Source organism: Rhodococcus sp. DK176 (assembly GCF_038447315.2).
In the GTDB taxonomy this organism is placed as follows: domain Bacteria; phylum Actinomycetota; class Actinomycetes; order Mycobacteriales; family Mycobacteriaceae; genus Rhodococcus_F; species Rhodococcus_F jostii_A.
The window spans coordinates 5363998-5376661 of the sequence record NZ_CP118321.2; the positions used below are offsets into that span (position 1 = coordinate 5363998).

General features: G+C 69.5%; 12 protein-coding genes. 8 read left to right on the plus strand and 4 right to left on the minus strand.

Annotation, left to right across the window (positions count from 1 at the left end; genetic code table 11):
- Nucleotides 1-36: 36 nt before the first annotated feature.
- Together sepH and PSR88_RS25390 are read right to left on the minus strand one after the other, a co-directional pair.
- Nucleotides 37-894, minus strand: a complete 858-nt coding sequence (gene sepH / locus PSR88_RS25385) for a septation protein SepH (RefSeq protein WP_009478031.1) — start codon at nucleotides 892-894, stop codon at nucleotides 37-39.
- 117 nt (nucleotides 895-1011) lie between these two features.
- Nucleotides 1012-1758, minus strand: a complete 747-nt coding sequence (locus PSR88_RS25390) for a GntR family transcriptional regulator (protein WP_016881083.1) — start codon at nucleotides 1756-1758, stop codon at nucleotides 1012-1014.
- A 176-nt stretch (nucleotides 1759-1934) separates the two neighbouring features.
- Here PSR88_RS25390 and PSR88_RS25395 point away from each other — a divergent pair, with 176 nt between their 5' ends.
- From PSR88_RS25395 to PSR88_RS25420, 6 genes are read left to right on the plus strand one after another with little or no spacing between them, the layout of a single operon-like run.
- A complete protein-coding gene (locus PSR88_RS25395; protein WP_011597259.1) occupies nucleotides 1935-2951 on the plus strand; it encodes a BMP family protein in 1017 nt (338 codons plus the stop codon).
- A gap of 1 nt (nucleotide 2952) precedes the next feature.
- Nucleotides 2953-4500, plus strand: a complete 1548-nt coding sequence (locus PSR88_RS25400) for an ABC transporter ATP-binding protein (protein WP_016881084.1) — start codon at nucleotides 2953-2955, stop codon at nucleotides 4498-4500.
- Complete coding sequence (locus PSR88_RS25405; RefSeq protein WP_011597261.1) at nucleotides 4497-5615, plus strand: ABC transporter permease; 1119 nt, start codon at nucleotides 4497-4499, stop codon at nucleotides 5613-5615. The genes PSR88_RS25400 and PSR88_RS25405 overlap by 4 nt, the downstream gene beginning before the upstream one ends.
- Nucleotides 5612-6535: an ABC transporter permease gene (locus tag PSR88_RS25410; RefSeq protein ID WP_016881086.1), complete on the plus strand. Its 924-nt coding sequence runs from the start codon at nucleotides 5612-5614 to the stop codon at nucleotides 6533-6535. Before PSR88_RS25405 ends, PSR88_RS25410 begins: the two co-directional genes overlap by 4 nt.
- A gap of 25 nt (nucleotides 6536-6560) precedes the next feature.
- Complete coding sequence (locus PSR88_RS25415; RefSeq protein ID WP_016881087.1) at nucleotides 6561-7541, plus strand: ornithine cyclodeaminase family protein; 981 nt, start codon at nucleotides 6561-6563, stop codon at nucleotides 7539-7541.
- Nucleotides 7538-8023, plus strand: a complete 486-nt coding sequence (locus PSR88_RS25420; RefSeq protein WP_005255312.1) for a nucleoside deaminase — start codon at nucleotides 7538-7540, stop codon at nucleotides 8021-8023. Before PSR88_RS25415 ends, PSR88_RS25420 begins: the two co-directional genes overlap by 4 nt.
- Nucleotides 8024-8087: 64 nt before the next feature.
- Here PSR88_RS25420 and serC read toward each other — a convergent pair whose 3' ends face one another.
- Nucleotides 8088-9209 (minus strand): phosphoserine transaminase, encoded by a 1122-nt coding sequence (gene serC, locus PSR88_RS25425; protein WP_009478036.1) that lies wholly within the window; start codon nucleotides 9207-9209, stop codon nucleotides 8088-8090.
- Nucleotides 9210-9250: 41 nt separating this feature from the next.
- Nucleotides 9251-10381 (minus strand): citrate synthase 2, encoded by a 1131-nt coding sequence (locus tag PSR88_RS25430; RefSeq protein WP_011597263.1) that lies wholly within the window; start codon nucleotides 10379-10381, stop codon nucleotides 9251-9253.
- 270 nt (nucleotides 10382-10651) lie between these two features.
- Between PSR88_RS25430 and pdxH the strand changes: the two genes are divergently transcribed.
- Nucleotides 10652-11323: a pyridoxamine 5'-phosphate oxidase gene (gene pdxH, locus PSR88_RS25435; protein WP_029538366.1), complete on the plus strand. Its 672-nt coding sequence runs from the start codon at nucleotides 10652-10654 to the stop codon at nucleotides 11321-11323.
- Between the two features lie 42 nt (nucleotides 11324-11365).
- Nucleotides 11366-12652 (plus strand): MFS transporter, encoded by a 1287-nt coding sequence (locus PSR88_RS25440; protein ID WP_009478039.1) that lies wholly within the window; start codon nucleotides 11366-11368, stop codon nucleotides 12650-12652.
- The last annotated feature ends 12 nt before the right edge of the window (nucleotides 12653-12664 follow it).

The following is a 12664-nucleotide window of genomic DNA, read 5'->3' on the forward strand; positions in this document are numbered from 1 at the left end:
TCGACCGTGTTCCCGGCCTGCTCACCGCGCAAACGGTCAGCGTCCGCTGCTGCGGACACCGAGCAGGACGTCGTCCCAGGACGGGAGGGCGGGTTTGCCGCGCTTGTCCTTGTTGTTCGTCTGGTGCGGGGCGATCTTGGGTGCGGCGGGCTCTTCGGACGGGGCGGGCTCGTCCTCGGGTTCCTCGGTGACGTCGGCCTCGATGATCTCCTCGGGCTCGATTGTCGGCACCTCCACCTCGGTGGGGAACTCGGCGAGTTCGAGTTGCTCCGGCTCGTCGGACGCCACCGGCGCCAATCCGCGGAGCGGACGGCCGAAGTCGGGATCGATCAGGTCGAACGCGGTGTCGTCGAGCGCGACGATGGTGCCACCGTGCGCGTCCGGCTGGTACCGCCAGTGCGCCGCGTTGGTGGTCCGCCCGGCCTGCCACTGCAGCTGGGCGACCCAGTGATTGTCCTCGTCGCGCCACGCGTCCCAGGTGGCGTCGTCGATGTTGTGCCCCCGAGCGCGGAACGCCTGCGTGACGATCTCGGCGAGAGTGGGAACGGCGGGGCCGTTGTCGCGGACCGGGTGTCCGCCCTGCGCCATCTCGGCCGCACGGGAGCGTTCGAGCAGAACCGGATACGCGAAACGCTCCACCTTCGCCAGGGGGATGCCGGCCTCGTCGGCCACCTGTTCGACGGAGGCGCCGGCACGGATGCGGGCCTGGATTTCACGGGGCCTGAGCTGACTGTCCATTTCGATCTCAATCTGGCCGAGTCGAGCGATGTCCCCGCGGGATGCGGCGCGGAGTTTGTCATCGGCGGGAAGCCGGAATTTTTCGCCGGTACTGGCATCTGCGCACACGACGTGCGATCCATCTGGCTCGAGACCGATCACTCGAAGCTCTCGCACGTTGACCTCCTTATCGCGCCGGCTCGCGACTTTGCACCTGGGCAACTGTAATTCATTCGTGACAGCCCGCGCGGCAGGACACGCGCGGGTAAATCCCGTCCCGGCGTCGCGGCCGCGCTAGGCTTCGTCGTTTCGTGATCGGCCCTTCCTGCGGGGTGTGCGCTGCCTCGTGCGGGTGGCTTCGACCGGGTCGATCGCCGGTGCAGACCAGTGTTCGGCCAGCGCGAGGCTGGGTTCGCGGCCCGACGCGACGTGCCGGTACGCGATCTCGGCGGCGCGGTCGGCGTCGCCCGCAGCAATGGCCTCGTACAACTCGGCGTGCTCGTCACATTGCTGACCGGGATCGCGTTCCTTGGTGAGGTGGAACAACCACTGCACGCGCGTCGCGAGAGGTTGCAGCATCGACTGCAGCAGCGGACTGCCGGACATCTCCACGATGACGGCGTGGAATGCGGCGTTCGCGGCGGCGATGGCGGGCTTGTCGTCGCGCGCTGTGGCCGAACGCGCCGCGGTGAGTTGGTCGCGCAGTGCCGTGAGGTGGGAGTCGTCCGCTCGCTGCGCGGCGAGCCGGGCCGCGAGCACCTCGAGGCTTTCGCGGACGTCGAAGAGGTCGCGGACCTCGTCGACGCCGAACGGGGCGACGATCGCTCCGCGCCGCGGGACGATCACGACGAGTCCGTCGGTCTGGAGCTGTTGCAGGGCCTCGCGCAGCGGGATCCGGGACACCTGCAGTTCCGCGGCGAGGTCGCGTTCGATCAGGCGCTGGCCCGGCGCGAGCTGCAGGTTGACGATGCGCCTGGCCAGTTCTTCGTACGCGGTCTCGCGCAGTGACTTCGGCGCCGACGCGTCGGTTGCACCGTTCACGCGGTCTCCTGTCGTCGTGGTGGCCACGTCAGCCACCGTAGAGCGCACAAGCGCGCCGCCCTCGGGTGGATGCGGGTCCTTACGTCTGTGTAACACGGCGGAAATGACGCGCCCCCAAGATTCAAATAACGGTATACCGCTAACTGTGGCGGTTCCTGAGTCAAGGAGTCCAGCGCGTGAACACGACCCTCTCCGCCCGAGCCCGAACCCTCGTCCCCGCGCTGTGCGCGGCCGCGACTCTCGCAGCTACCCTGACGGCCTGCGGGTCGTCGGACGCAGGCACCGCCTCCGGTGACACCCTCCGCGTCGGGGTGTTCTTCCCCGGCTCCGTCTCCGACACGGGCTTCATGGAATCGGGGTATCTCGGCTACCAGCGTCTCGAGGAAACCCTCGGTGACCGGGTGGAGCTGAGTTACGTCGAGCAGGTCGCCGCCGCCGACTACCAGCAGGCCCTGGTGCGCTTCGCGACGGCGAACGACCTCGTCGTCTCGCTCGGCGGTCAGACGGACGCCGACGTCCGCAAGGTCGCACCCCAGTTCCCCGACGTGAAATTCGTCGAGATCGGCGGACCCGCCGACGCGTCCCCGCTGCCGAATCTCGCCTACTACGACCCGCAGCAGGCGGAGGCCGAGTTCCTCAGCGGAGCGGTCGCGGCGACGGCGTCCAAGACCCCGTCCGTATCGTTCGTCGGCGGCGTCGAACTGCCCGCCATCGTGAACGCCGCGAAGGCCTTCGGCAACGGCGCCGAGTTCGCGCGGCCCGGCACCCAGGTGCTCACCCCGCAGTACCTGGGCGACTTCAACGACCCGGCCAAGGCGAAGCAGGCCGCGCTCGCCAACTACGGCGCCGGCGCGGGCGCGGTGGGGCAGATCGTGAACCTCGGCAAGTCCGGGCTGGAACAGGCCGCCGCGCAGTCGGGCGCGCTGATGGTGGGCGGCCCGATTCCCGGCGACTGCTCGAACCCCGCCTACGTCGGCTACGTGCACACCGACATCGGCAAGGAAGTGGAATACGCCGTCCAGTCCACCCTGGACGGAACGTGGAAGGCCGAGAACGTGGCGTTCGGCCTGACGTCACCGAACGGCGGCACCGACTTCGTGCTCTGCAGCGCCGACCCCGCCGTCGCCGACGCACTCGGCAAGGCGAAGACCGCCCTGGCCACCGGTGCCGTCGAGCCCTACCGAGCGGGCTGACATGAGCACACCAGCACTGCAGCTCAACGGAATCGGGAAGAGCTTCGGCGACGTCCGGGCCCTCCGCGGTGTCGACCTCTCGGTGCAACCCGGCACGGTGCACTGCATCCTCGGGGAGAACGGGGCCGGGAAGTCGACGCTCTGCAACGTGGTGTACGGCGGTCTGCGGCCGGACACCGGAACGATGACCCTGGCCGGTCGCCGATACGCGCCCGGTTCGCCCGCGGCCGCGATGGCGGACGGCGTGGCGATGGTGCACCAGCACTTCAGTCTCATCGGCACGATGACCGTCGCCGAGAACCTGCTGCTCACCGGACGGGGACTGCGACTGTGCCGCGCGGAACTACGGACCCGCCTCGATCGACTCGCCGACGACTATCACCTGAGGATCGATCCGGACGCGCTGGTCTCCGCCATGCCGATCGGTGCGCGGCAGAAGGTCGAGATCGTGAAGGCCCTGCTCGCCGACCCCGCGCTGATCCTGCTGGACGAGCCGACCGGGGTACTCGATCCCGGCGAGATCGACGCCCTGATCGAGACGTGCCAGGCGGTCGCGGCGGCGGGCAAGGCGGTCGTCCTCGTCACCCACAAACTCGGTGAGGTGGCCCGGGTCGCGGACGCCGCGACCGTGCTGCGCGGAGGTGAGGTCGCAGGTGGGGGCCGCATGTCGGAGCTGACGATCCCCCAGCTGACGACGGCGATGGTCGGAAGACCGATGTCCGAACTCGGTCCGGCGCTCGCCGCGGGCGTCGGTACGGAGAGCGACAGCGGCGCGATGCCCGAGCGGCGGGCGACCGGCCCCGTCGTCCTCGGGCTCCGCGGCGTCCGCGCCACCCGGGTGGACGGCAGTGTCGCCCTGTCCGGCGTGGGGCTCGAGGTGCGGGCCGGCGAGATCGTCGGAATCGCGGGCGTCGAGGGGAACGGGCAGAGCGAACTGGTCGCCGTGCTCTCCGGTGCCACCCGACCCGAGTCGGGCACGGTCACGCTCGGCGACGCCGACATCACGTCGGCATCCCCGGCCGAACGCACCCGCCTCGGTCTCGGGGTGGTGCCGGAGGACCGCCACCGGGAGGCGATGGTGGCGGAACTGTCCCTGTCGGAGAACCTCTTCCTCGGCCGCCTGCACCGCTTCCGCCGGATGGGCCTGCTCGACCGAAGTCGGATGGATGCCGCGGCCCGCGACCTGATCGAGCAGTTCTCGGTACGGACACCCGGACCGGGAACCTCCATGGGTGCGCTGTCGGGAGGCAATCAGCAGAAGGTCGTCCTGGCCCGCGAACTGTCCGCGGAGAAGCTGCAGTGTCTGGTCGCGGCGCAGCCCACCCGCGGACTCGACATCGGGGCGGTCGAGTACGTCCTGAACCAACTCCGCGGCTGCGCCTCCTCGGGAAACGCAGTCCTGGTCGTGTCCAGCGAGATCTCCGAACTGCTCGCGCTGTGCGACCGCATCTTCGTCAGCTACCGCGGGGCCCTGCTGGGGCCCGTCGACACGGCGGCGGCCTCTGCGGGGCAGCAGATCGGTGAACTGATGACGGGAACGGCGGCATGACTCGACTTCGAACCTGGGCACATCACCCACTTCCGGTGGCGATCGCCGCGATCGCCCTCGCGGGACTCGTCGGAGTGCTCCTCGCCGCGGCCGCGGGTGCCACCGTGACCGAGACCGCCGAAGCGCTGTCCGAGGGGATGTTCGGCAGCAGCTACGCGATCGGAGTCTCGCTCAACACTGCTGCGGTGCTGGCTCTCGTCGCGGCCGGATTCACCGTCGCGCACCGGGCCGGACTGGTGAACGTCGGTGGCGAGGGCCAGCTGTGCGTCGGGGGCATCGCCGCGACCGCGGTCGGCACCACGCTGGGGGCGGGCACCCCCGCGCCGATCGCCGTCACCGCGGTTCTCCTCGCCGCGGCCGGTGCCGGGTGGGCATGGGCTGCGATCGCCGCGTACCTGAGGGTCCGCCGGGGCACGAGCGAGATCATCACGACGCTGCTGCTGAACTTCGTCGGCCTCGCGCTGGTGCTGCTGATGGTGCACGAGCCCAGCCTCCTTCGTCAGCCCGTCACGTCCTCGGAGACACTGCCGCAGTCCGCGCCGCTGATCGAGTCCGCGCACCTGCCGTTGCTGGGGATCGAGCGTTCGCCGGGAACGATCGCGCTGTGGATCGCCGTGGTCGCGGTGCTGATCGTGGGCGTGGTCCTGCGCCGGACGGCGGTCGGCGTGCGACTGCGCTCGGTCGGCCTGAACCCGGACGCGTCGGCGCGGCTGGGACTGCAGGTCGGGCGGCTGCGCTTCCTCAGCCTGTCTTCGGCAGGCGCGTTCTCCGGGCTCGCGGGCGGGATCCTCGTCGCGACGGCACCGTTCGTGCTCGTCGAAGGATTCTCCTCCGGCTATGGGTTCTCCGGGCTGGTCGTCGGACTCCTGGCGCGCGGTTCCATGCTCGCCGTCGGCGCCGTGTCGCTGCTCCTCGGATTCCTCGTGTCCGGCGGAATCAATTTGCAACTCGCAGCCGGTGTTCCGGCATCGACCGTCTCGATCGTGGAATCGCTCATGATCATCCTGATCGCGGGAGCGGTGCTGTGGACCGCGACGGGCCGGAGATCGAGATCCGCGGCCGCGCCGACGGCGAAGACCCACGACGTCCCCGACCTGGCAGGAGCGAAGAAATGATCGACACGGTGTCGGACATCGCCGTCAGCGGCGTGGGATTCGCACTCCCGATCCTGGTGGCCGCGAGCGGGGAACTGGTGAGCGAGCGGGCAGGCGTGCTGAACCTCAGCCTCGAGGGCATGATGCTGACCGGGGCGTTCGCCAGCGTGCTCGGCGCCGTCACCACCGGATCCGCGGTGGGCGGTCTCGCGGCCGGACTGGCGGCCGGGTTGCTGTTCGGGCTGCTGCAGGCATTGCTGAGCGTCACGTTGCGGGCCGACCAGATCGTGGTGGGCATCGCGAGCAACGCCCTCGCGCTCGGTGTCACCACCTACGGCGCCCGGCTGCTGCTCGCGGACGGCAAGGGGCAGAACGCCCCGGGATTCGCGGCACTCGAGATCCCGCTGTTGCACCGGATCCCGATCCTCGGACCGGCTCTCTTCTCCCAGACGGCACTCGGCTACCTCTGCATCGCCGTGGTCGGGCTGCTGGCCGTCACCCTGTCGCGCCGGACGCGCGCCGGTCTCGTCGTCGACGCGGTCGGGGAAGACGCCAAGTCGGCCGACTGGAGTGGACTGCCGGTGCGGAAGGTCCGCTACCTGTGCGTGCTCGTCGCGGGACTGACGGCGGGCTTGGCCGGGGCGCAGCTCGCGCTGTCCGAGGTGCGGTCGTTCAGCGACAACATGACCGCCGGAATCGGATACCTGGCCGTCGTGGCCGTGATCGCGGGCAGGTGGCGCGCACTCGGCGTGATCTGGGCGTCCGTGTTCTTCGGGATCGCGCAGGCGCTCCAGTTCGCGTTGCCCGCCCTCGGTGTCAGCGTGCCGTTCGCCCTGCTCGTCATGTTGCCCTACGTGATCGCGATCGTCGCGGTCAGTGGATTCCTCCGCAACAGCCGCTCACCCGCAAACCTGACCGTCGCGTTCGCGCGCACGTCCTGATCGATCTCTCAGCGAGGAAACTCTTGTGACACTGATCCTTTCCCACTCCGACGTGGCCGGCCTCATCGACCGCGCCGAGGTGTTCGCCGCGGTGGAACGGGCGCACGCCGACCTGGACGCGGGCACGGCGTTTGCACCCGCCCCACCCGCTATGACCCTGCAGTCCGCGGCGTTCATCCCGATGGTCGCGGCGGCGACCTCGGCCGGCGCGGCCGCGGTGAAGATGCTCGTCGATCTTCCCGGCAACGCCGCCCGCGGTCTGCCCGTGCAACGTTCGGCCGTGCTCGTGACGTCCGCGGACACCGGCGAGTGCGAGGCGCTCCTCGACGGTCGCCTGATCACCGCCGTGCGCACCGCCGCCGCCAGCGCCGTGGCCACGCAACACCTCGCGCGCCGAGGCAGCCGGGTGCTGGGATTGGTGGGCGCCGGGACCCTCGCCGTCGAACACGCCCGGGCGATCACCCGGGTGTCGGACGTCGAGACGGTGCTGGTGTGGTCGCGCTCGGACGCAACGGTCGAGGAATTCCGCAGCCGGACAGAGGATCTCGGAATCTCGGTCAAGCCGATGGACTCGCCCGAGGCGGTCACCCGGTCTTCCGACGTTCTCTGCACACTCACACCGTCGAGGGACCCGATCGTGCGGGGAGCCTGGTTCGGCGAAGGCTTGCACGTCAACGCCGTGGGCGCGCCGCCGCGCGCGGACCACCGGGAGGTCGACGGCGAGGGCATGCGGCGTGCCCGCGTGGTCGTCGACTCGGTGGCCACCACGATGACCAAATCGGGGGAGACGCTGCTGGCGCTCGCCGAGGGCGCGATCATCGAGGACGACGTCGCCGTGGAGTTGGGCGACGTCATCGCGGGCCGCACCGTCGCCCGCACATCCGATCGGGACATCACGCTGTACAACTCCGTCGGGATCGGCCTCCAGGACCTCGCCGCGGCGCGCATACTGATCGACAGAGCCCGGGAACGGGGCGTCGGAACAGAAGTGGATCTGAGTCGATGAGCCAAAGCGATGTCGACGACGTGGACCTAGCGCACCTGCGGCGAGCCATCGAACTCGCCGACGAGACGGGCGACGCGGGCAACAGACCGTTCGGTGCGGTGGCGGTCGGGGCCGACGGTCACGTGATCAGCGAGGGCGCCAACTCCGTCGCGACGTCCGCCGACGTCACCGAGCATGCGGAACTCGACGCGATCACCACCGCCTGCGGTGAGGGACGAACCGGCGACCTCGTCGGCGCCACCATGTACGCCAGCGGCGAGCCGTGCCCGATGTGCAGTGCGGCGATGGTGTGGGCCGGCATCACGCGGGTGGTCTACGCGGCGTCGTCCGCGGACTTCTCCCGGATACTCCCGGACGGTCCACGGTTCACTCTGGGCTGCTCCGACGTACTCGAATCCGCGAGCGTCGAGATCGAGGTCAGCGGACCGCATCTCGGCGACGAGGCGCTCGCACCGTTCCACCGCTTCCTCGACACGGACTGACCCTCGAACGCCGTCAGCCCCCGGCACGGAGGTGCCGGGGGCTGACGGACGTGTGTGCCGGGACTCAGCCGAGCTGCGAGACGACCCAGTCGATGCTCTTGGTGAGCTGCGAGACGTCCTCGGGATCGATCGCCGGGAACATGCCGACACGCAGCTGGTTGCGGCCCAGCTTGCGGTACGGCTCGGTGTCGACGACGCCGTTGGCGCGCAGGATCTTCGCCACCTGGGCCGCGTCGATCTTGTCGTCGAAGTCGATGGTGCCGACCACCTGCGAGCGGTGAGCGGGATCGGTGACGAACGGGGTGGCGTATTCGCTGGCCTCGGCCCACTGGTACAGGCGCGAGGACGAATCGGCGGTACGCGAGGTGGCCCAGTCGAGGCCGCCCTTGCCGTTCAGCCAGTCGATCTGGTTGGCGAGCAGCAGCAGCGTCGCGAGCGCCGGGGTGTTGTACGTCTGGTCCTTGGAGCTGTTGTCCACGGCGATGGGCAGCGACAGGAAGTCGGGGGTCCAGCGGCCCGAGTCCTTGATTTCCGCGACGCGCTCGAGCGCCTTAGGGCTCATCAGTGCGATCCACAGGCCACCGTCGGCGGCGAAGCACTTCTGCGGGGCGAAGTAGTACACGTCGGCGTCGGCGACGTTCACCGGCAGGCCGCCGGCGCCGGACGTGGCGTCGATGGCGATGAGCGCATTCTCCGAGCCCGCGGGACGCGAGACGGGGATCGCGACACCGGTGGACGTCTCGTTGTGCGCCCAGCCGATGAGGTCGACGGACGGATCGGAGACCGGCTCGGGCGCACTGCCCGGGTCGGCGGAGACGACGATCGGGTCGCCGATGAACGGGTTGTTCTTCGCGACCGACGCGAACTTGGAGCTGAACTCACCGTTCGTGAGGTGCAGCGACTTCTCCCGGATCAGGCCGAACGCGGCCGCATCCCAGAACGCGGTGGTGCCGCCGTTGCCGAGCACCACCTCGTAGCCCTCGGGCAGGGAGAACAGATCGGCGAGGCCGGACCGCACGCTGGCGACGACGTCCTTGACAGGCTTCTGGCGGTGGCTGGTGCCGAACACCGAGGAGCCCACCTCGACCAGCGACTGCAGCTGTTCGGGCCGAACCTTGGACGGTCCGCAGCCGAAACGTCCGTCGGCGGGCAGGAGGTCTGCGGGGATGATCGGTGTGGAGGTCATCGCTACTTTCTGTTCCTTACTGGTTCTGGCGGGGGAGACGGTCAGCTGGTGTGGGCGATCTGGTCCCAGCCCTCGACGGACTCGGGGGTGCGGGGCGCGGGTCCGGTGTAGATGGCGGCGGGGCGGACGAGCTTGCCGAGACGCTTCTGCTCGAGGATGTGGGCGCACCAGCCGGCGGTGCGGCCGCAGGTGAACATCGCGGGCATCATGTGCGCGGGGACCTCGGCGAAGTCGAGGATGACCGCGGCCCAGAATTCGACGTTGGTTTCGATGGCCCGGTCGGGGCGGCGCTCGCGCAGTTCGGCGAGGGCGGCCTGTTCGAGGGCGGCGGCGGCCTCGTAGCGGGGGGCGTTCAGGCGTTTCGCGGTGGCGCGCAGCACCCGGGCGCGGGGGTCTTCGGCGCGGTAGACGCGGTGCCCGAAGCCCATCAGCTTTTCCTTGCGGTCGAGGATGCCCTTGACCAGGGCGCGGGCGTCGCCGGTCTTTTCGGTGTCCTCGATCATCGGCAGGACGCGGGCGGGGGCGCCGCCGTGCAGCGGGCCGGACATCGCGCCGATCGCCCCGGACAGGGACGCGGCGACGTCGGCGCCGGTGGAAGCGATGACGCGGGCGGTGAAGGTGGAGGCGTTCATGCCATGTTCGGCGGCGGAGACCCAGTAGGCGTCGATGGCGGCGACGTGGGCGGGATCGGGGTCGCCCTTCCAGCGGACCATGAACCGTTCGGTGACGGTCTTGGCTTCGTCGATCCGTTTCTGCGGGACGGCGGGCTGGTAGATGCCGCGGGCGGATTGGGCGACGTAGGACAGGGCCATGACGGAGGCGCGGGCGAGTTGTTCGCGGGCGGTGTCGTCGTCGATGTCGAGGAGGGGCTGGTATCCCCAGATGGGGGCGAGCATGGCGAGGCCGGCCTGGACGTCGACGCGGACGTCGCCGGTGTGCACGGGCAGGGGGAACGGTTCGGCCGGGGGCAGTCCGGGGCCGAAGCGGCCGTCGACGAGCAGGGCCCACACGTTGCCGAACGTGACGTGCTTGGAGACCAGTTCTTCGATGTCGACGCCGCGGTAGCGCAGGGCGCCGCCGTCCTTGTCGGGTTCGGCGATGTCGCTGGTGAACGCGACCACGCCTTCCAGTCCGCTGACGAAATCGTCCGGTATTGCCGCGCTAGCTGACATAGCTCGTGGACTCTCCTCGTTCGAGTGCCCCCGGTCAGAGCGGCACTGTCTCGGCGTTCGACAATTGCGCTGGGCGTGCATGCGGGATGGGCAGGCACCTTCGTCCGCGCAATCGACTTCCCTTCCCCGGGCATCGCACGATCGCGGCTGCAATCCGAGGGGACGGGTTCGGTCCCCAAAACTTTAGCCGGTGTCACCGGAGAGTTGATCAGTGCATACCCGGGAGTAGCGTTCTCGGCTGTGTCTCCAGATGCAGAACAGCCGAAAACGGTGAACAAGGACCTCGCGGCCATGCGCGTCGGGTACGCACACCAGGGCGCTGACGGTCGGTACGTCGACTCCGATCTGGACGCCGACCAGCTGAGCGGCGGCTGGCTTCCCCTGATGCGCCTGTGGCTCGAGGACGCCGTCGAGGCCGGGGTTCCCGAACCCAACGCGATGACGCTCGGAACCGTCGACGAGCACGGACATCCGTGCACCCGCACCGTCCTCTGCAAGGGATTGAGTACCGACGGTGTGCTGTTCTTCACCAACTACGACTCGGACAAGGGCCGCCAGCTGGAGGCGGTGCCCTACGCGTCGGTGACGTTCACCTGGGTGCCCGTCGCCCGGCAGATCACCGTCCGCGGTCCCGTCGAGCGCGTGAGTGCCGAGGTCACGGACGAGTACTGGCACAGCAGGCCCCGCGGATCCCGGCTGGGGGCATGGGCCTCCGAGCAGTCGAAGCCGATCGGTTCGCGGGCCGAATTGGACGCCGCGCTGCTGCACGCGGCGGAGCGCTTTCCCGTCGACGTCGACATCCCGGTCCGGCCGGACTGGGGCGGAATCCTGATTCGCCCCGCGGTCGTGGAGTTCTGGCAGGGCCGCGCGAACCGGATGCACAACCGCATCCGGACGTCGCTGGTCGACGGCTCGTGGACGGTGGAGCGACTGCAGCCGTGACTGCCGGGGAATAGTGAGCATGGGAAACGAGCTAAGGGAAAAATGAGCGACACCGTCACCGAGAAGAAGAAGCGGCGGCTGCTCGCCGACACGGCGCCGCTGCAGAACCGGGACTACCGCCGACTGTGGGCGGCCGGGATCGTGACGGTGATCGGCGGGCAGCTCAGTGTCGTCGCGGTGCCGCAGCAGGTGTACGAGATCACCCGAAGCTCGGCGTACGTGGGTCTGACCGGTGTCTTCGCGCTGGTACCGCTGATCGTGTTCGGGTTGTGGGGCGGCGCGCTGGCCGACGTCATGGACCGGCGGAAACTGCTGACGATCACCACCGTCGGACTCGGTGTGACGTCCGTGCTGTTCTGGGTGCAGGCGGCGCTGGGCCTGGACAACGTGTGGCTGGTGCTCGGACTGCTGGGGTTGCAACAGGCGTTCTTCGCGGTCAACCAGCCCACCCGAAGCGCTATCATCCCGCGGCTCATCCCGGCGGAACAGCTGGCCGCCGCCAACTCGCTCAACATGACGGTCATGCAGTTCGGCGCCATTGCCGGACCGCTGCTCGCCGGCGTGATGATTCCGACGGTCGGGCTGTCGACGCTGTATCTCGTCGATTCGATCGCCCTACTGGCCACACTGTGGGCGGTGCTCCGGCTGCCTGCCATCCCGCCGACGGGGGAGTCGCGCCGGGCCGGGCTGCGTGAGGTGTTCGACGGGTTCGCCTACCTCGCGACGCAGAAGGTGCTGCTCGCGTCGTTCGTCGTCGACATCATCGCCATGGTGTTCGGCATGCCGCGGGCGTTGTTCCCGCAGATCGCGCACGACACGTTCGGCGACCCGGCATCGGGCGGTGTGGCGCTGGGCCTGCTGTTCGCAGCGATGTCCTTCGGCGCGGTGGCCGGTGGGGTGTTCTCCGGCTGGCTGCCGAGGGTCCGGCGCCAGGGCCTCGCCGTGATCGTGTGCATCGTGCTGTGGGGTCTGGCGATGGTCGGTTTCGGCGTGGTGGTGGGGATCGCGTCACCCGGCGACAGTCCGGTCCTGTTGTGGATCGCTCTCGCGTTCCTCGCATTCGGTGGTGCCGTCGACATGGTCTCCGCCGCGTTCCGCAGCACCATGCTCCAGCAGGTCGCCACGGACGAGATGCGCGGACGACTCCAGGGCGTCTTCATCGTCGTCGTGGCCGGGGGCCCGCGGATCGGTGACGTCGTGCACGGCGTGGCAGCGGCTGCGGTCGGGACGAGCGTGGCGGCCGCGGGCGGCGGCGTCCTCGTCGTCGTCGGTGTGGTGATCGCCGCGCTCGCGTTCCCGGCACTGGTGCGGTACAAGGTCACCCGCTAGGTTCCTGTGCGC